The organism is Salinispirillum sp. LH 10-3-1 (assembly GCF_030643825.1).
GTDB lineage: Bacteria > Pseudomonadota > Gammaproteobacteria > Pseudomonadales > Natronospirillaceae > Salinispirillum.
In genome coordinates this window covers 1427936-1447441 of sequence record NZ_CP101717.1, presented here as the reverse complement: position 1 = coordinate 1447441, position 19506 = coordinate 1427936, and the positions used below count along the sequence as shown (strand labels likewise).

Annotated in this window: 14 protein-coding genes; 6 read left to right on the top strand and 8 right to left on the bottom strand. The window is 51.9% G+C overall.

Annotated features, from left to right (window positions below):
• Positions 1-201: 201 nt before the first annotated feature.
• The gene (locus NFC81_RS06410) at positions 202-1434 is read left to right on the top strand and encodes a hypothetical protein (protein WP_304996699.1); all 1233 of its coding nucleotides are present in this window, start codon (positions 202-204) and stop codon (positions 1432-1434) included.
• A gap of 129 nt (positions 1435-1563) precedes the next feature.
• Positions 1564-3021: a hypothetical protein gene (locus NFC81_RS06405; RefSeq protein ID WP_304996698.1), complete on the top strand. Its 1458-nt coding sequence runs from the start codon at positions 1564-1566 to the stop codon at positions 3019-3021.
• A gap of 73 nt (positions 3022-3094) precedes the next feature.
• Here the strand turns inward: NFC81_RS06405 and NFC81_RS06400 are convergent, their stop codons facing one another.
• Complete coding sequence (locus NFC81_RS06400) at positions 3095-4183, bottom strand: META domain-containing protein (protein ID WP_304996697.1); 1089 nt, start codon at positions 4181-4183, stop codon at positions 3095-3097.
• Positions 4184-4444: 261 nt separating this feature from the next.
• On the opposite strand from NFC81_RS06400, the gene NFC81_RS06395 reads away from it, so the two are divergent.
• Positions 4445-5767: a hypothetical protein gene (locus tag NFC81_RS06395; RefSeq protein WP_304996696.1), complete on the top strand. Its 1323-nt coding sequence runs from the start codon at positions 4445-4447 to the stop codon at positions 5765-5767.
• Positions 5768-5779: 12 nt separating this feature from the next.
• Here NFC81_RS06395 and NFC81_RS06390 read toward each other — a convergent pair whose 3' ends face one another.
• Both NFC81_RS06390 and NFC81_RS06385 read right to left on the bottom strand, forming a co-directional pair.
• Entirely contained in the window at positions 5780-7231 is a 1452-nt protein-coding gene (locus NFC81_RS06390) for a hypothetical protein (RefSeq protein WP_304996695.1), read from the bottom strand.
• A gap of 45 nt (positions 7232-7276) precedes the next feature.
• A complete protein-coding gene (locus NFC81_RS06385) occupies positions 7277-7756 on the bottom strand; it encodes a hypothetical protein (protein WP_304996694.1) in 480 nt (159 codons plus the stop codon).
• 219 nt (positions 7757-7975) lie between these two features.
• Between NFC81_RS06385 and NFC81_RS06380 the strand changes: the two genes are divergently transcribed.
• Positions 7976-9156, top strand: a protein-coding gene (locus NFC81_RS06380; RefSeq protein WP_304996005.1) for an IS3 family transposase whose coding sequence is annotated in 2 segments (ribosomal slippage) — positions 7976-8243 and positions 8243-9156 — 1182 coding nt in all. Because the reading frame shifts where the segments join, the coding sequence is not laid out codon by codon here.
• A gap of 268 nt (positions 9157-9424) precedes the next feature.
• Here the strand turns inward: NFC81_RS06380 and NFC81_RS06375 are convergent.
• From NFC81_RS06375 to NFC81_RS06360, 4 genes are all read right to left on the bottom strand, one after another.
• Complete coding sequence (locus NFC81_RS06375) at positions 9425-11506, bottom strand: hypothetical protein (protein WP_304996693.1); 2082 nt, start codon at positions 11504-11506, stop codon at positions 9425-9427.
• A gap of 199 nt (positions 11507-11705) precedes the next feature.
• A complete protein-coding gene (locus NFC81_RS06370) occupies positions 11706-12056 on the bottom strand; it encodes a hypothetical protein (protein WP_304996692.1) in 351 nt (116 codons plus the stop codon).
• 12 nt (positions 12057-12068) lie between these two features.
• A complete protein-coding gene (locus NFC81_RS06365) occupies positions 12069-15164 on the bottom strand; it encodes an efflux RND transporter permease subunit (RefSeq protein WP_304996691.1) in 3096 nt (1031 codons plus the stop codon).
• Positions 15164-16438, bottom strand: coding sequence for an HlyD family efflux transporter periplasmic adaptor subunit (locus NFC81_RS06360; protein WP_304996690.1), 1275 nt, complete (start codon positions 16436-16438; stop codon positions 15164-15166). Before NFC81_RS06360 ends, NFC81_RS06365 begins: the two co-directional genes overlap by 1 nt.
• Between NFC81_RS06360 and NFC81_RS06355 the strand changes: the two genes are divergently transcribed.
• A complete protein-coding gene (locus NFC81_RS06355; protein WP_304996689.1) occupies positions 16437-17507 on the top strand; it encodes a DUF3080 family protein in 1071 nt (356 codons plus the stop codon). The genes NFC81_RS06360 and NFC81_RS06355 overlap by 2 nt on opposite strands.
• A gap of 78 nt (positions 17508-17585) precedes the next feature.
• Here the strand turns inward: NFC81_RS06355 and NFC81_RS06350 are convergent, their stop codons facing one another.
• The gene (locus NFC81_RS06350) at positions 17586-18431 is read right to left on the bottom strand and encodes an SDR family oxidoreductase (RefSeq protein WP_304996688.1); all 846 of its coding nucleotides are present in this window, start codon (positions 18429-18431) and stop codon (positions 17586-17588) included.
• An 80-nt stretch (positions 18432-18511) separates the two neighbouring features.
• On the opposite strand from NFC81_RS06350, the gene NFC81_RS06345 reads away from it, so the two are divergent.
• A complete protein-coding gene (locus NFC81_RS06345) occupies positions 18512-19420 on the top strand; it encodes a hydrogen peroxide-inducible genes activator (protein WP_304996687.1) in 909 nt (302 codons plus the stop codon).
• Positions 19421-19506: the final 86 nt, after the last annotated feature.

Sequence of the window (19506 nt, the reverse complement as noted above, 5' to 3'; positions counted from 1 at the left end):
CTCCTTTACAATAGTGCTTCAACTATAGCTATCTGATACGATTTTACCAGTGATAGATCAAATAATTTTGTAAACGCTAATTTAGCGAGCGTTCGAATGCACAGGAGACTTCTTTTCGTATCCTGTTTCAGGCATGCTTCTGGAGTCATTAGCCCTTGTACATCCTCTTTGGTTTTAAGGCAGTCCTTTTTCGGAGTTAACTTGCGCGCAATTGCTGGCCTTGCCATAGCCTGTTTTTCGTCTGCTGCTTCGATGTCTTCAGAGCTTTCCGAGTATTTAAACGTACTCGATCTATCGCCTTCTGTTGCGCGCGGCATGTGGAACACCCAATACACAACTGGCTTGCCTTATCGAGACAATGAATACGATTCGAGCTCTTCGACGCTGCGTGTGCAAAGTCGATTTCTGGGCTTGGATGACGAGTGGAGCCCGGCATGGGAGCTGGATTTGCGGCAAACGTCCGTCGTAGGACAATGGCAAAGCAATGAGCTTTCGTACCGCTCTCAAGAAGCTCAAACGTTGGTGGGCGTGAATGCACCATCAGGTTGGTTGGCCATGGCCGGGCGAAGCGGTTGGAAGGTGGGCTACCATCGTGATTCAGCACAGTTTATTACACTGGGCCGTATTAAACGGTTTCGAGCTGATAGCCTGTCGTTGTTTGATCTCAATGACGCTACCACGAAGGAGCCGCAAGACGTTACCTTTGCATGGCGAGAGTGGCAGCTTGACTATGAATGGGGAAGGTCGGGCCTGCGCCTAGCGTACAGTAACGATGGCAACGCGAGTATCTGGACTCGCCATGAGGACCTGACATTGTGGGCTGAGCTGCAATCTCGGGCATGGCCACGAAGCCGCTTTTCATCGAGCGAGGCAGATGTTGAACTGGCAGACGCCGAGGTAGCGGCCCAGGTCATTGGCATTCAGTATTCAGGGGCTGACCTACCCTACCCCCTATCAGCCATTGGCGCTTCGCAACACCAGTTTATGCATTCATCTGTGGTGTACTTTGATGTGGAGGGCCAGCGCGCACGGTTGCGTACGGAAGCCGATGCCGAAGCGAACTCTTTTTGGGTAGAGACACAGGGCCGGTATGTCGGTAGCCGACTTCAACTGACGTGGTTGCAAAGCAACGTTGAGTTTACGGCTACGTCTACAAACTTTCCCAGTTTTGTAGAAGACTTTGAACCACTACCGTTTACGGATGCACTTTTGCTGGGCGTGCGCTTGGGGGCACGCTCGACGCAGCAATCGGCGGAGCTGCACGTATGGGTACAGCAGTGGATTCCACTAGCAACATGGGGCTCTGGGGATGCCATTGACATACCAGATGACCCAGACGATGACGCATCTAGTGAACCCGGCGAGCCGGGTGGATCTCAACCGAGAAATACGCAATATGGCGGATTTGAAATGGGGGTGCAGATTAGGTTGTAGGGACAATACACCGTGAGCGATTCGATCGAATTTATACACAAAATGCTGCTTGATTTACCGCGCCCTTTACCTAAAACTGACTGGGACACGAATTGTGTGTAATCAGACAACCTAAGGAAGGTAGAAAACATGACTCTATTAAAACGTCTGGGGCTCCCCTTGCTGTGCTCGGCACTACTGGTGGGGTGTAACGTTGAAACAGGCACTTCAAACGGCGGAGGTAATGGCGACGGAGGCAATGGCGGCGGACAAACCGATTTAGATACGACTGGAAAGATTGAGCTGAGTAAAGGCTTTCTGACTAGCTACGCTGATTTTCAGGCCTCGTTGAGCACGTTCTATGGACCTGCGGTTGAGTTCTTTGACGAGATCGAAGCCGGGTTTACTGATATACCAGAAGCAGAAACGGAAGCAATGATTGTTGTGATGTTTGCTGTTTTTGGGCAAATTGCTGAGTTTATCCAAGAAGGCTTGGAGGGCAACGATTGGCCTACTACAAGTTCTTACTCGTTTGAAAATAGCGATTATGTTGTATTCGAAGGCGAAAATGATTTTAGTATTGATGGTAGTGGCATAGTAAGAGCAAACGGCTCGGCCACCCTTGACGGTATTGAAGTAGTGTTTGACCTAGACCTGGCGTTGCCAAACTTGGTTGACTCGCCCATTGAAATGTCGGTAGCGATGTTAGAATTCCACGTCTATGGCTCTAATGTCAGCTTAGCCATGAGCAACAGCAGTTTATCTCTTACCCTAGACGGCCTGAACTTAGGCGATACTCTTGTAGGCGAACAGGATAGTATCGACGATATTTCAACACTTGCACTATCAATGACGCTCGACAGCGCCACCTTAATGCTGGGCAGCCTGACGTATGAGGCAGAGTTCGATATTGAATTGCGTGACGTTGAAGATTCAAACTATGACAGCTTTGTCGCTGCGTTCACCTTAGAAGTTGAGAGTGAAGGGGCGCTGCGCACAGCGGATAATCGTTACTTTGCAACCGAGTTAGCGTTCACGTTTAATTACACCATGTCAATCGATGAGGCTGACATCTGGACGCTAGACTTATCCGAATACTCGGCTACTACTGAGCTGAAAGTTGGTGACGATTCAGTCAGTGCCACCGTAAGCGGCCACTTGACCTATACGCAAGAAGATCGGCAGGAATCCGTTCTTGACGGCAACATAAACGAGGGAAACAAAACTTATACTGAGCACTTTGATGGTTCTGTTCAACTTCACTTGACTCACAATACCAATACGTTTGGTATCATCTTCGAGCTCAGCGCAATGGATGAATTTATAGCCACTTGGACCGAGGAATTTGATGCAGAGCTTGGTGATTGGCAAGATACGTCGTCATCCGAGTCTAGTGATGCTCGATACGAACTAATTATTATTGGCACAGGTGATCACGCCGATGTGTCTCTGCGGTTCTCGAACGACTTTGACTCTATGTCAAAAATCGCCGAACTGTTCGTACAGGATGAACACATTGCGAATATGGTATGGAATGACAATACCGATGAATTAGTCGCCGAATTTATTGTTGGTAGTGAAGGACCTTTTGTGATCCACGCGCTTTAAGTTGGAAGCAAAAAAAGGCAGGAAAATCCTGCCTTTTTTTCACCTAATAACCAATAACCCTTACACAGCTATATCAGTCTCGCTTGAATGCCGCGAGCCGATTCATGTTAACGTCATACCACACCCACAGCTGCCCTTCTTTACTGGCGTAGGCTACATTCTGCAGGGCCTGCAAAAACGCTGATTCGATCTCCATCCCAGACGCACACATTCTGCGTGTGGAGGCGACGGGGCCAACGCTGAAGTTCTGCTCGTCGATCACCACCTCCCCTGCGATGGCGTTACAACCGGTGTTGCCACTGAGGCGTGACTGCTGAATTTCCAGCGTAGGACGGGCCACATTCTCCAAATCTATGTCCCAGATCCCTGCTAAATGCGTCAGAGACCAACTGCTGCTTTCTAGGTCAACTGCGGTTCGACCACAGGTGCGACCGGATTTCATATCAGGTAGCTCGGTAAACGTAACAACGTGCGTTTGTTCATCTTCAGCCATTACCCACTCATACTGAACCGGGCCATTCACCAATACTGCACCGGTTGGATTAAGGCGAGTTCGCCGATAGGCGTCTTCAACTTGCGCCCATTGCCCTTTGTCTGTCACGGCGTAGTCAAACCCGGTGGCGCAATCGGTGAATACGGTTTGCTCAGCGAATTGACGCAGCATGCCTTGCCCTACAATGACACTGCTGCGTGGGCGCCACCCCACATCGACCAACTCATTGCCATTGCGTGCATCCTGCGGGTTGCCGTCAGCACTTGATTTCAGCCATCCACCGTCATTTAACGCGTAATAGATAATGGGGGCTCCATTGTGCCCCTGCAGCCAAAGCTGATTGCCGTTTATCGACCAAGCGCCAGTATCGTGCTGGGCGTGGCGTGTGGAAAGGTTAACTTCATGTAACCAGAAACGTCCGTCTGGCAGCATGTCTAATTGAGTGTCAATTCCCTCACAATCGTCGCAAGACAAAATACCGCGATAACTGTTGGGCAATGCCGGGATTTGTACATTTGAAGCACGTGCTACCGTGATCGCCCTCGGTTGGCTCAGCGAAACACCTATGGGTTGCAAGCCTCTATTGGCACACGCGGTGAGCAAAAGAGTGAGAGAGATGAGAAAAATACGGTTTAACGACGATCTGTTCACGGTGTTCTTCCATGGCATTGAATCGCCGCAGTATAAACCAAACGAAGAAGCTGTGTGTAGGCGCTAGGACGCCTACCAGCGAATAGTTATTGTATGCGTGGACGATGCTGGCAGGTGTAAACACCTGCCCCACCCGCATCACGTGGGGCGGGTATTTATACCCGCCACGGAATCGCTACAAGACTGAAAGAACGAATTACCTTCTGCGCAACCTCTGTGGTTAAATACTGGGTCTATAAATGGAGTGATTTCGTGCAGGGTAATGAAAGTCGGTGGTTCATGATAGCATGCTTGGCTACGGCTATTGCGCAACCCGCGTGGTCGGCCGACTTGCTGGAGTCTCCCTACCGTTGGCAAAAATGGCTAACTCCCGAACGTATTTCGTGGGAAGACTGCCAGCACTTAACGATTACACACAGCTCGTTTTCTGGCGTGCCAGACATCGTAAAGAGCGCGGAGCAAACCCGCGCTTCGGCTTGCAGTTCTTTGCAAGGTATCAGCCTCTCTTTTCACTCCGACCTAACCAATCCGACACCGAATTGGCAAATGGGTGAGCACCGTTTTTTACACACTGCGACACCCGAAACATTCTTTGAAATTAACACAGAGGATTCAGTTGCCTGGGTTCGCCCTCAGGTAACGATAAGTCACGATGAGACTTTGGCCGTGGTACATGCGGGAGCAGAGCGCGTGGGTTTGATAGTCGGCATTGGTGCGAAGCAAGCCACTGACCAAGAGTTACAATGGGAACTACCGGCCGATCTCCACCCACCAGGGCGTTTATCTCTCAACTATCAACGGCCAACGCAGAACCGCTTTGCCGTTGGTGGCTACGCTGGGCCGGTAAAAGTTCTCTACAGTGGTACCGGCGACACAGGTGACGCCTCTTACACGCAATGGCGAGCGGTTGGTCGGTTCATGAAACAAAGTGGGCTGTATGTGGAGTACACACGGCAAGAAACCCCGCAGGCCGGGCGTATTTTTACGGCGCAGAGCGACGGCCCATGGGAGGGTGTCGGTCAATCGGAGCATTGGAAGCTGGGCACAAACGTTGATGTTGGTAATTGGCAGTTAACGAGTACTTTTGAGTATGAACAACAGACCGCCGAGTTCACTGACATCCGGCTTGTTCTGAGAGAAAACAGTCTTCGTCCGCGTCTATACGCAAATGCCCGTTTAGATACTGAACGCCACCGATTTCAAATAGATGCCTTGTCACCTTGGGGTTGGTACAGCAGTCAGGGGGTCCACCGTATCATCGCGGCAGGTGATGCTGAAGAAGCATGGATAACACTGGGCATTAATGGCAAACAGCGCCATGAGCGCTATCGTTTGGACAATGCAGAGGCGTGGCTCTGGGACACAGAATTGGGCTATAGGTTCCAGCGCAGACATTGGTTGGTCGATGTCGCCTACCAACAACTTGTACCCTTGCACATTGCTTATCGGCTAACTCAGACAGACGACGAAGGCAATGAGACGGTGATCGGGAGTTCTAACGACGACGCTACTTCAGAGAGTTCGAGCGACAAAAAAAGAGGCCCTTCTTTCGAAAGACCTCCTTTAGGTAGCTTCGTTATTCGGTTGAGTTACCGATTTTGAAGGCTAAACAAATTACCAGCTCAACAACTCTTCCGTCGTGTTGTCCGTGAACTTGACCACTATGCTGCGGGCGCTTTCTATAACGTCGCCTACTTGGGTGCCATTCACTGACAATGTACCAATGTTGTCGTAGCAGTCCGGGTAGAGCACAAGTTCTATCGCATCATCTGCACTGCGCGGTAGATCACGAATAACTATGGTAGACGCGTCACACGTCGTATAGTCATCTGAGAGATCCACGTACAAATACCAAGAGTTGTCGCCGTACGACAGCTTCAGACCGATATCGCCCAGCGTTTTAGCAAGCTCGAAGAAATCGTCGCCCTCAATGTCAATCGGCGCTCGGTCTGTTTCCATGCCGATACGCAAGCTGTCCTGTCCTTCCGATGATAGCTGCAAGTAGACTTCTGCTTGCCATGATAAGTCATCGTCGTCACTTGTAATGCAACCGTAGATGAGAGTTACCAAGCTGGCTTGCTCGCAGGAGTGATCTTGACCGGATGCGGCCACGATGGTGTAGGTCGAAATAGAACTATATGACCAGTTTTTAGTAGGCTCTAGTATCACAAACCCATCAGTGTCAGTAAGGTCGACGTTGATTGAAAAACCCCAATCAGTCCATTGGTCGTAGCGGTAATCAACGTCAAACACTGTGGCTTCTTTTTTAACCACACCGTATAACCAGATGTAATCCAAGTACGTTTCTTCGCTCGGCCAAATACACCATTGTTCATCGTAGTCAACGTCACCATTACTGCGATAGTCGGTTCTAATAACTTCTATATAGCCTTCCCATCTGCAATTATCGTTGTCTTCTAAGAACAAATACTCCGTACGAAGCAAACCCGGATAACCAACATTATCATTGTAACTCACCGTTAATCGCTGATTACCGTCATCTTCATCGAAGGCCATGCTCACGAAGTTCGGCAATGGATCAGCTTCTTCGTCTCCGGATAGGTAGTCGTATATGGCATATGCCTTAGCAGCGTTTTCTACACCAAAATGTATACCACCAGAGATCGTCCTCTGTCCTACGGTCAGCGCACCGTCCATAGTCACTAGGTTTGGTACAATTAAATCCCCACCATCAGTATGCGTTTGTGCACTGCGCACGAGTTCAATGGCCAAACCACCTTCGAAGACAATTTCTCCTTTACTGGCATTGGTGTAGCGCAATGAGAAATCATTAAGTTCAAACAGCATTGACTGAAAACGATCACTGTATGCTTCGTCATACAGCAGTTGCTCGAAGTCAACGTCGTTGAAGAACGCCAACTGTAAGCTTCCGGCAACTTTAGCATCATTACCTAAGCTAAACGCCACTTTGCCAAACTGAGAATCACCTACATTGTCGGTTATGTTTACGGACTTTAAGCTGAAGTGGGCTGTATCGGTCAGTTCACTCAGGTTCGGCAGTTCCAATTCGATGTCGACCGTCGTCTGAATGGTGTCATGAGTCAATGTGATGGAAACAATCGTCTTACCGCCAGTTTCAGTTTTTGCTGTTTAGTTGGCTGCCGAAAACTCACCCACTAACCCATGTGGCAAATAAGATTCTGCAAACTCATCGAAATCATTGATGTCCCATTGATAGCCTACCTCTACATCACCGCGCTCACCGAACGCATAAGCATCTTCGGCGAACAGCGTGGCAGCCATAGTGGATACGAAGAGTGTTTCTACAAAACGGTAAGCTGTCTCTTCATAGAACTCGGCAAGCTCTTCTGCGTCGGCCACAAACGAATCAGAAAAGTTCTGATTGAAATAGGCCAGTTGCGCCGCATCTGAAGCCGAACGATAGGAATTGATAAATGCTTTCGCGTTTTCGATTGCTGTAGCAGGGTCGACGGGATCAGTCGGATCGGTGGTGTCGTCACCGTCACCATCAATAACTTCTGTTGGTGTTTCGCCAAGGCCTTCTTCAGGCAAACAGCCTGAAACCATAAAACTGGCTAACAAAAGCAACAATAAAGCTGTGCTCTTCATAGAGAATCCTCAATCAGTTCAAAATGTTTGATCGCATTATTGATGATTAAGCAGAGTGGCGAGGCAGTGACTAAATTAGAGCCGAACTACCACTGATAAAACTGGGAAACCAGTGATGAGCGCAAGCTTCTATGGCTTACTACTGATTGTAGTGGCATAGTGAATTTGGCCACCTAATTAGAGGTGTTATCATGCACCAAGAAGCAATTAGGTGACAGTATGGCAACAAGACCCAAACGTAATTTTAGTCCCGAATTCCGACTCGAAGCCGCTCAATTGGTTGTCGATCAAAACTACACAGTTCGAGAGGCTGCTGAGGCCATGAGCGTTGGCCATTCGACCATGGATAAATGGGTTCGACAGCTACGCCAAGAACGCGATGGACAGAGCCCTAAAGCAACCCCGATGACGCCTGATCAGCTTAGAATCCGTGAGCTCGAAAAGCGCATTCGGGATATTGAAATGGAAAAAGACATACTAAAAAAGGCTACCGCTCTCTTGATGTCGGACTCCCTGAACACTTCTCGCTGATCGAGAAACTCAAGACGAGCTACCCGGTCAAAAAGCTGTGTGATGTATTCGGCGTACATCGCAGCAGCTTCAGATACTGGCTACAGCGTTCAAAAAGACCGATGTGTATCAGAAAGGCCAAGGAAATTGCGAAGGTTAAAGAGCTATTTCGCGACAGCGAAGGGTCTGCAGGAGCACGCAGCATCGCCGAGATGGCAACAACTCAGGACGTGCCACTTAGCCGCTATCGTGCTGGACGCCTGATGGAGAATCTGGGGCTAATCAGTTGCCAAATACCCGGTCACACATACAAGAAAACAGGTGATGAACATGTTGAAATACCGAACCATCTAGGCCGCCAGTTTAACGTTGAAGCGCCAAACCGCGTTTGGTGTGGCGATGTCACGTACATCTGGACCGGCAACCGCTGGGCTTATCTGGCCGTTGTCATTGATTTATTTGCGCGAAAGCCAGTGGGCTGGGCGATGTCGCTATCGCCGGACAGTGAACTGACCCGTAATGCGCTGAACATGGCCTATGAGAGCCGTGGACGTCCTAAAGGTGTTATGTTCCATAGTGATCAAGGCAGCCATTATACAAGCCGCAGGTTTCGCCAAACGCTGTGGGCATGCCAGATCAAACAAAGTTTAAGCCGACGAGGGAACTGCTGGGACAATGCGCCGATGGAGCGGTTCTTTAGAAGCTTAAAGGTCGAATGGGTGCCTACTTATGGATACCGCTCATTCATGCAAGCAGAGCATCACATCGTGAAATATTTGATTGGATATTACAGTCAACTTCGGCCGCATCAGCACAACAAGGGAATGAGTCCGAATCAGGCTGAGGAAAACTACTGGATTAACTATAAACCGGTGGCCAGTTTTACTTGACCACTACAGATCGTAGGTAAACCGGTATAAAGGGGGGTTAATACTTGCTAGGCTTACCTACTCCTTGGTGACAGGGAATCTGAATCATTACGAAATGTAATAGTAACGTAAGCGAACGTAAATGGAAGCCTAAATTTTTTGGTGGGTGGCTTGCTAACAGGATAGTGGCGATTCAGAGAGCGACAAAAAAAGAGGCCCTTCTTTCGAAAGGCCTCCGTTAGGTAGCTTCGTTATTCGGTTCGGTTACCGATTTTGAAGTCTAAACAAATTACCAGCTCAACAACTCTTCCGTCGTGTTGTCCGTGAACTTGACCACTATGCTGCGGGCGCTTTCTATAACGTCGCCTACTTGGGTGCCGTTCACTGACAATGTACCGATGTTGTCGTAGCAGTCCGGGTAGAGCACAAGCTCTATCGCATCATCTGCACTGCGCGGTGCATTGCGAATCGTGATGGTAGATGCTTCGCAGGATGAGTCGTTAGGGAATTCTCCATACAGATACCAAGACTCGTTACCGTACGACAGCTTAATGCCGGTGTCGCCAAGTATGTTTTCAAACTCGCGATATTCGTCATAAGCCAGTGGGACTTGTGCAAAGTCTCCTTCCATACCTACGCGCAGGCGCTGTTGACCCTCAGTCGTCAGCTCAACATAGACCTCTGTTTGCCAGACGACGTTGTCGTCCGCGGAGGTGATACAGCCGATAGACTCGGATAGATAATTGTACCTGTTGCAACTATGGCTAGAACCGTCTTCTGCCACTATGGAGTAAAGGGACACCCCGTAGTATGGATAGCGAACGTCAACCTCAAAAGCATCTTCATTCACGACGAAGACAATGCCACTTGTGTCGACCGGAACGGAGACTTGGGCTTCAAACTCTCGCCACTCAATGAACGAATATTTCACACCATTTAAGACATATTCGTTTTCGGATTCCGTTTCGAACCAAAAGTATCCAAGTTCAGCAGTGCCCCCCGTAATGGGACGGCAATGACTGCCTGATGTTACTTCCTGTTGATCATAGTAGTAGCTCGTAATCGTTACAGAAATACTATTTCCATCACAGGTACCTTTGTTCAAATCAAACTCGATCTCTGTGCGAGTGTAGTAAGGCTCGAAAACTTCCTCTGAATAACTCAACACTAAGGTACTCGTGGCAGGGTCGTATTCAGACGTAAAAAAAGCACTAACATCAACGGTATCGTCGACCTGGGCTCGCAGCTGATCATAAACAAGGTAGGCTTCCGCTGCGTTTTCAATGGCTAAATTGACGCCGCCAGCAATTGTGTGATTCCCAACCGTCAGCGATCCGTTCAGATCAATCAAACTCGGTAACACCAGTTCCCCATCAACTTCTTGAGTAACCTGATTGCGGATCAACTCAAACGCCAAGTTACCTTCGAATGCAATATCACCCTTACTGGCGTTGGTGTAGCGCAATGAAAAGTCATTGAGTTCAAACAGCATTGACTTAAAGTCGAAGCCAAACTCTTGGAAAAAAATATCTTCAACGTAGACTTCTTCATGATCCACTATCGAAATGTCGTTATAGAACGACACCTGAAAACGACCGGCATCGCTACCGTTGACACCACCAAGGCTAAAATCGACTTTAGCGAAGTTGTTGTCACTAACGTCATCAGTGATGTTTAACGAAACTAGACGAAAAAGAGCTGTATTAGTCGCTGTGCTTAGGTTGGGAAGTTTTAACTCCATTTGAGCTGTCGTCGCGATACCTTCATGAAGCAAAGTAACTTCGATAGACATATTGCCATCAGCATCGGTGCTCGCAGACATTGAGCTCGTGTCCAATGTACCCACTAACCATGTGGTCTCATTCCCCAGCAAGTCATTAAAGTCTGGTTCCGACCATACGTGATTAGGCTCTACATCACCTTGAGTCCCAGAAGCATAAGCATCTTCAGCAAAAAAACCTGTGACTGCTGTGGCCACCAATAGAGTCTCTACGTAGCGGATAGCTGCCTCTTCATAGAATGAAGCCAGCTCTTCGGTGTCTGATGCTACGGAGTCGGCAAAGTTCTGATTGAAATAGGCCAATTGTGCCGCATCTGATGCCACACGATACGAATTGATAAATGCCTTAGCATCTTCAATCGCAGTAGCGAGGTCGACGGGATCAGTCGGATCGGTCGGATCGGTCGGATCGGTCGGATCGGTCGGATCGGTCGGATCGGTTGGATCGGTGTTATTACCGTTGTCTCCCGATGAATCGTTGTCATCGACATTTTCTATAGGATCTGTCTCTGCAGGTAGTTCTTCATCTACGTTACATGCAACCAAAAACATTGAGAGCAGCAGGATTGAGCAAGCTTTTAGGAGATTCATAATGATCCTTCTTCAATTACAGTCACTGCGGTGGTGCACTCACGATTGAATTGCACTGCGCTTCCATCAAGATTGATGACTGGACAACTGTGCTGAGAATACACTGATACGTTAATTATCCGTATAGGGTAAGTGATACATAAGGGACATTGAAAAGTATCATCACGTATAGCGGGATTCGACGGCGTCATCCGCCGTTTCACGAAAACCAAAGCAGAGTAAAACGAACCGTCAGCAAGATCACGCCGAAAAAAATCAACACAAACACCCAGCATTTGATGGCCATGAAAAAGCGCTTCATTTTGACTTTGAAGCGCCCCATGCGGGTGGTCAACAATTCCGCAGACGGTGGTAACGGCCGAAACCAATACAGAAAGCACAATCCGGTCAGGCCCCACAGAAGAGCCAAAATGCCGGGGTACAGCCAGTCGTCAAAGCGCTCCGGCAACACGGATAAGCCCGTTACCACTACCCCACCGAAGATCAATAAACCAAAAAATGGGGCGAGTCCGCGCAGTGCATTAGCCCAGCGCGAGAACAGATCGACCATGGCGAACCTTCATTACGTTGAATGTGGGTTCAGTACCATACCGTCTGTACCTTTCTTCAGCAACCGTGCTTTCATGCGTTCCAAGCTGGTCAGCAAGGCTGGCACCAAGAACAGAATGATCACGGTGCCGAAGGCCAAGCCGAACACAATGCCCGCCGCCACCGGTATCAGGAACTGCGCGTCGAACGAGGTTTCGAACAACAAGAAACTCAGGCCGGCAATGGTGGTCAGGGAGGTCACCAATACAGCACGGAAACGCTGTACCGAAGCCTCTACCACCGCTTCGTGGATGTTCATGCCCTCCCCTCTTAACCTTCGGTAAAAGGTGATTAACACGATGGCGTTATTGATTATGATCCCCGATAGCCCAAAGAGCCCGTACACACTGAGCACCGAGAGTTCCAAGCCCATGATCCAGTGTCCGGCAACCGCGCCAACCAAGCCAAACGGGATCGCCGCCACCACCGCCAACGGCCACAACCAGCTTTCAAACACCCAGGCCAGCGCCCCGAAAATCAGCAACAAACCCAGAATGGCGCCAAACTGCACGTCACGCAGGAATTGTGCTTGTGAGCGTTGATCACCTTCAACCAGCAGCACCACATCAAATTCAGCTTGCAGCCGGGCGGCTACGTCGTCCTGCAACCAGCGGTTGACTTCACCCAAGGTGATGTCTCCGCTCGCTAGGCGCGCACTGACCACGGCGGACAATTCACCGTTGACACGATTCAGTCGGTCGATGGCTTGGGCATACTGCACCGTCACCAAGGCCGACAGCGGCTGCCATTCACCCGCAGCAACCTGTACCGGCAGGTTTTGCAGCTGGAACCAGGTCGACACATCGGCTTCCGGCAGGGCCACACGCACACTGAGGTCGCGGCCTTCTTGCGCCACCGTCTGGACGATTCTGCCGCTGACTAAGTCATTGATTTGCTGACTGAGTTGTTGCGCGCTCAGCCCCAGTGCCAGTGCTTCGCTGTTCAGTTGCAACGACAACTGCTCACTGCCCAGCGGGAGGTTGTCGCTCACTTCCCGCAACCCACCAAAGCCACGCAATTCACGTTGAAGCCAGTTGGAGGCCGCCTTGAGTTCATCGAGGTCTTCACCGCGTAAGCGCGCACTTACGCCCGACGTACCTGGGCCCTGTGCGGGTTGTACAAAGCGCACACTGAGCACGTTGGCTGGCACGTTCATGCGCTCACGCCAGCGGTTGACGATTTCACCGTTAGGTACGGGTCGGTCGGTGTCACCGTCCATTTCCACAAACAGGGCACCACGTTCCGGGCTGCCACGGTTTAGCTCCACCAGCAAGGTGTTCACGAACGAGAAGTTCAGTTCGTTTTCCAAGTCACGCAATTCTTGCTGCATGGTACGGATGAACGCATCCACTTCAGACACCGGAGTACCTTCGGTGAACACCACTTCCATGGTGACTTGCTGTTGCTGAATATCGGGGAAAAACACGAATTTCACCCGCCCGCTCGACAATAGCCCGATGGCGATCATTAAGAACGCAACAGCGGCGGCATAGGTCACCAGGCGATAAGTCACGGCAAACTGCACGGCGGCGCGGAAAGGCACATTGCGGAACCAATCAATACCTGACTCCAAGCGCTGACGAATCGGGTTCGGCTTGCGTGTGCCGCGTTTTTTCAGGCTGTGCGCCAAGTGACCGGGCAAGATCAGGAAGCATTCAATCAGTGAAGCCACGATGGCGAAGATCACCACAATGGGGACGCCCTTGGTGAAGGTGCCCGCTTGACCGGTGACTAACAGCAGCGGCAAGAAGGCAGCGACGGTGGTGACGCTGGACGCTAAAACCGCAGGCAACATGCGTTTGGCTGCGGCTACGGCCGCATCTTCCGGGTCCTCCCCGGCTTCAACATGGGCATAGGTATCTTCCCCGACGACGATGGCGTCGTCGACAATGATGCCGAGTGCAACAAGGAACCCGAGTAAGGAAATCAGGTTAATCGAGTTGCCGGACAGATCAAGAAAGATCAGCGTCGCCATAAACGACACTGGAATACCCAGCGCCACCCAAAAGGCGAGACGATGGTTCAGGAAGACGAACAGCACCAGCAGGACGAGAAAAATACCGCCCAGACCGCTGTCGAGTATGATCTTGATGCGCGACTGCACAAACCGCCAGTTTTCATTGTAAACGTAAAGTTCGATGCCTTCTGGCAATCCGGGCTCGAAGGTGGCCTGCCACTGGCGCAGGTTCTCGGCCACCACCAGCGTGTCTTCGCCACTGGCACGACTCAAGCTCAGGCGCACGGCTGGTTTACCGTCAAAATAGATGCGTGTGTCGTTGTTGTCGTAGACCCGTTCTAGCGTGCCGAGGTCACCCACACGAGTAAAACGATTGGCGTTTTCAGTTGGGATCAGTTGTTCACCGAGCGCCAGCGGCTCCAGTTCGCGATTTTGAAAACGTAATTGTGTGGCCAGTTGGTTCTCGCCGGTTATGCCCGCTGGCAAATTGGCATTTTGACTGCCCAAACGCTGGGCGATGTCGCCCAAGGTGAGTTGGCTGTCCAGCAATTGCGGTACCGGGACTTCCAAACGGATCTCCGCATCGGGCAAACCTTCTATTTCGACGCGGGCAATACCCGATTGCTTCAATGAGCGTTCGGCACGCTGAGCCCAGGTGCGGAGTTCTTCGATGGTGAGGTCGCCATAAAGCAGCACATCGGCCACATCCTCGAAGAACACAAACTGCGTGACCTCGGGCTCTTCTGCGCCATCGGGTAACCGTACGGTGGCTAACGCACTTTCAATGTCGGCCACCGCCTGATTGACGTCGCGCACGCTTTCGCGCAACGTCATGTTCATGTTCATCCCACCTTCGAAGCTGGTACTGCGCAGTTCATCAATGTCGGTATTGCTGAGCAGAGATTGTTCTAATGGAATGGTCAGGCTTTCTTGTACGTCCTGCGCACTGGCACCCGGCCAGTCTGCATTCACTTGCACGATGCTGAGGTCGAAATCCGGCAGGAACTGGGTGTTGAGGCGGTCCAGCGCCCACAAACCCGACAACAGCACCACGAACATCAATACATTGGGCGCTACCCGATGGCGCGCAAAGGCTTCAATAATACCGCCCATCAGAACACCTCTCCGCGCACTATTACCGCCAAGCCCGGTGCTGCATCTGGCAAGCGAGAGGCCAGAATTGTGTCACCATTGGCAAGGTCCGCACTGCGAATTAGGGTCCAGGTTAGGTCGCTGGGCGCACCACTACCGTTCAACGACTGCCGGTATCCCACTACATCGACCGTGACACGTTCCAGTCGTTCATCCACCACGCGGTACACAAAGCGATTTTCATACAGGTAGGGTGCAGGCACGGCAAACACTTCGGCTTGCGGGGCCAGTTCGAGCGCCAGCCGGTGAAACTGATTCACCACCAGCCGCTCCGGCGACGCATCAAACGCAAAACGGGCCCGCACGCTGCCGCCGCGGGTAATGGGCTCCCAGCCAAGCAGTTGCACGTCGTATTGGCGGTCGCCCATGGCGAGCTGCCCTCTTATACCCTCTTCGATTGAGGCCAGTTGATGCGTGGGCAACAAGGCTTCAACCCGTGCTTCGCCATTGCTGACCACGGTCATGACCGGGTTTTGCGCCGTCACGCGGCTGGCGGCTTCAATATTGAGTTCCGCGACTTGTCCGGCGAAAGGTGCCCGAATTTCCGCATCGGCCAGTTGATCGTCGAGTTGCTGCAAGGCCAATTCCGCTTCACGTTGCTGCGCTTGCAGTTGGCTTTGTTGGTCGGCAAAGCGGTTCACCGCCAAGCGGCGACTGCTGACACTGAGGCGCTGCTGCTGCAGGTTTCGCTCGGCAGCTTCCACATCACTTTCAGCGGCTAAATTACGCGCTTGCAGATTGCGCGTGCGCTCGGCGGCTCGCTGGGCGATCACCAAGAGTTCTTGTTCGATGGCCAAGGCTTCTTCATTCGCGCTGTGCTCAGTACGCTGCAGTGAAAGCCGCGCAGTGATGTCGCGCAGACGAGTTTCTTGCTGAGCACGCTGGCGTTCGAGGTCGCGAGTGTCTAACCTCGCCAATAGTTGGTTGGCACTGACACGTTCACCTTCTGTTACCAACAGCTCGGCCAGCGTGGCGCTGTAGGGGGCCGTCAGCTGCACGCTGCGTGCTGCCTTGACCTGACCATACAACGTCAGCTCGGGTGACAACGTTGCGCGTTGCAACGTGAATACAGAGACTGTTGCGGTGTCTCCAGCCACCCGGACTTCGCCTTCAGCGACGGCGGGCGCGACATTCTGCGGCGTACTCGCCATAAAACGCGAGATGCCCCAGGCAAAAAACAAGATAAGGACGGGAAGACCCCAAGTGAGTAATTGTTTACGAGTGACTGCTGGCATGTGTAAGGCTCCTTTCGATCTTGCTGATTACGAGCTCTTTACCCGAATGGTTCATAGGGTACGCTTTTTGTTTTTTGCCGTCGCAGTTTTACTGCTGAGCGGTTGTGCCAAAACCGGCCAAGATTTATTCGACGATTACCTAAACCGATTGAGCAATGTAATGGACGCGCCTAAGCCAGAGTGGGCTGTGCCGAGCGTGGTGACTGCTCCACCGGCCCGCGCTGTGCAATGGGATGTGCCGGAAGTGCGTATCAATCTTCTCTCGTTTTGGGATACCCGCCATTGCGAACTGTTTACGCTGATCGGCGAACGAAACAGCATTCTCGGCCGCGTCATGGCGCCGACGCAGCGCTGGCGTTTTGAATCACGCCTGTTAGGTGCCATTGAAGCCTGCATGAACGACCCGCGTACCGACGACGATTTGCGTGCGGTGTTGGCTGAGTGGCAAGCCGAGAAGCAGACTTACTGGCCACTGGTGACCTGGAATGGCACCTTGGGCGCGCCAGAAGTACGGCACTTACTCCAAACTGAAAGCGCCGCATGGCCTGCTGACGCTATACCGGGCATTCATGGCACCCTGGACGATTTGCGCATTATGACTGGCTGGGTCGAAAACTGGCCGTCGTTAGCGTTGCCGGATAATCGTGAATTTGAAGCGCTGTACCAGCGCATGGGGCAACACAATGTGCTGGGCCAATGGCATCGTTCGGTGCAGTTAAGCATCGCCGGATTGGAAGAAGGCAACAGTCGGTTGCAACATGGCGTGGCGGCGGGTCGATTGTGCCCCGCTCAGCGCGCCACGCAGCGCAGTACTGCAGCAAACAATGTACTGGTGATGTTCTTTATTGGCGAGGTGCAGCCGTATATTGCGCGCTTGAACGGCTATGGGGAGGAACTGCTGGGCGCCGTGCGGCGGCTGGCTACCATGACGGACGCTGTCCCAGAGGTTTGGGATACGCATATGCAAATGCTGGAAGCGGATGCCGAGTTATTGCGTACCGTCACTCGCGAGCATGTGAGGTTATGGCAAGAGGTGCTGGCACCTTGTGGTGGAGTATCGACATCGTAGGAGCGCAGCCCTCTGCGCGAATTTTCGGCCAGGGGGCTGGCCTCCTACGGAAGATCATTCGGCCAGAGGGCTGGCCTCCTACATGGCCTCATACCCTTCGCGGAAGGACGGATACCGCAATGTGAATCCGGTGTCTAACAACCGCTGATTACTGATGCGCTTACTGCCCCGATTCAGGGTACGCTGCTCGGTCGGCGTCACACCAAACCGCTGCTGTAGCCAGGTTAAGACCTCTTGCAAGGTGGCGGGGTCCTTATCTGTGAGGTTGTAACGATCTGCAACAGGGAGGCCTTGTACGCGGCGTTGCATTAAATGCACGACAGCACGCGCGGCATCGTCGATGTGAATACGATTGGTGTAGATGGGCTCTGGGTCAGCAATGGTGAAGCCTTCGCGGGCCTGCCGGAACATGTATTCGCGGCCCGGCCCATAGATCCCCGCCGGACGCACAATGGTAGCGGGCTGGGCGCTGTGCAGCCAAAATTGTTCGGTTTCCACCAATACCTGTGCGGTTGGGCTTTCAGGCTCGGTAGCAGACTCTTCGTCTACCCATTCACCGTGCTGCTGGCCATAAACTCCAGTGGACGATACCAGCCATAGGTGCGCCTGCGGTGCATGCCGTTGCAACCATGCGTAAGACTGATGGGCAACCTTTAAATAGGCCTGTTGATAAGCCTCTATCGTGCGTCCGCCGGGCGAAATGCAGAGCACCACATCGGTTAGCCCCTGCAAGGTGGACGGCTCGGCCCATGCATCCTTCCAAGGTTCAGCTGCGTCGTGGCGCAGAAGCGATATGCCGGCTGGTGTTCCCTCTCCGCGGCGCATTCCAACCACCTGTGCCGAGGGGAAGGCCGCTTGGGTACTCTGGGCAATTCGGCCCCCCAAATCGCCTAACCCCACGGTCAATATTTTTGCTTGTGTCATAGTGCGCTCCATGTACAATCGTTATCAATTTATAATTTTAGATAGCATTAATCTATGATGCATATTCCCGAGGAGCATTCATGACCCTAACCGAATTGCGCTACCTATTGGCATTGGCCGAAGACCAGCATTTTGGCAAAGCGGCCGAGCGTTGTCATGTGAGCCAACCCACACTGAGTGTCGCCATTCGCAAGTTAGAGCAACGTTTGGACGTGCAGATCTTCGAACGTGGCCGCAGTATGGTGATGGTTACGCCCATTGGCGAGCTCTTGATCACTCAGGCGAAGAAAGTCATTGAGCAGGCCGACCGCCTGGAGATGATCGCACGCAATACCGGCGACGACTTGAACGGTGCGCTCAAATTAGGCGCTATTTACACCGTTGCACCTTACCTCTTTCCGCACCTGATTCCGCAGTTGCGTGCATTGGTGCCGAATATGTCACTGGATATTGAAGAAAACTACACCGCGCGGCTGCGGGAGCGCTTGCGTACCGGGCAAATCGATGTTGCGATTGTCGCCCTACCCTTCACCGAAACCGACGTATTGACCAAGTCGGTCTATGTTGAGCCATTTGAGGTGTTGTTGCCCACGCATCATCCATTGGCGGAACGGAACAGTATTACGGTGGAAGAATTAAACCAAACGGAATTGCTGCTGTTAGGTGAAGGCCACTGCTTCCGCGACCAGATTCTGGAAGCTTGCCCCGCGATTGCGCGGTCTACACGTGATCCTCACGGTAAGGTTAAAACCATGGCCGATGGCAGCTCGCTGGAAACCATTCGGCACATGGTGGCTTCGGGCTTAGGGGTAACTATTTTGCCGCGCAGCGCCATGCAGCATACGCCGTATTCTTCGGAGTGGTTGGTGTCGCGGCCGTTCACCAGCAACCCACCGACGCGGACGGTGGCGATGGCGTGGCGGGCGAGTTTTCCGCGCCCGAAAGCGATTGATGCGCTGGAAAAGGCGATTAAAGCCTGTAATATCTAATGATCTTTGTCGGTGTTGCGCGGGTGTGAACACCCGTTTCTCGGGGCTGATAACTAGTAGGGCGGGTGTTCACACCCGCCAATGTA

Coding starts and splice junctions, on each gene's coding strand:
- NFC81_RS06405 (WP_304996698.1), top strand. CDS start 1,564: ATGACTCTATTAAAACGTCTGGGGCTCCCCTTGCTGTGCTCGGCACTA.
- NFC81_RS06400 (WP_304996697.1), bottom strand. CDS start 4,183: ATGCCATGGAAGAACACCGTGAACAGATCGTCGTTAAACCGTATTTTT.
- NFC81_RS06395 (WP_304996696.1), top strand. CDS start 4,445: ATGATAGCATGCTTGGCTACGGCTATTGCGCAACCCGCGTGGTCGGCC.
- NFC81_RS06385 (WP_304996694.1), bottom strand. CDS start 7,756: ATGAAGAGCACAGCTTTATTGTTGCTTTTGTTAGCCAGTTTTATGGTT.
- NFC81_RS06375 (WP_304996693.1), bottom strand. CDS start 11,506: ATGAATCTCCTAAAAGCTTGCTCAATCCTGCTGCTCTCAATGTTTTTG.
- NFC81_RS06370 (WP_304996692.1), bottom strand. CDS start 12,056: ATGGTCGATCTGTTCTCGCGCTGGGCTAATGCACTGCGCGGACTCGCC.
- NFC81_RS06365 (WP_304996691.1), bottom strand. CDS start 15,164: ATGGGCGGTATTATTGAAGCCTTTGCGCGCCATCGGGTAGCGCCCAAT.
- NFC81_RS06355 (WP_304996689.1), top strand. CDS start 16,437: ATGTGTAAGGCTCCTTTCGATCTTGCTGATTACGAGCTCTTTACCCGA.
- NFC81_RS06360 (WP_304996690.1), bottom strand. CDS start 16,438: ATGCCAGCAGTCACTCGTAAACAATTACTCACTTGGGGTCTTCCCGTC.
- NFC81_RS06350 (WP_304996688.1), bottom strand. CDS start 18,431: ATGACACAAGCAAAAATATTGACCGTGGGGTTAGGCGATTTGGGGGGC.
- NFC81_RS06345 (WP_304996687.1), top strand. CDS start 18,512: ATGACCCTAACCGAATTGCGCTACCTATTGGCATTGGCCGAAGACCAG.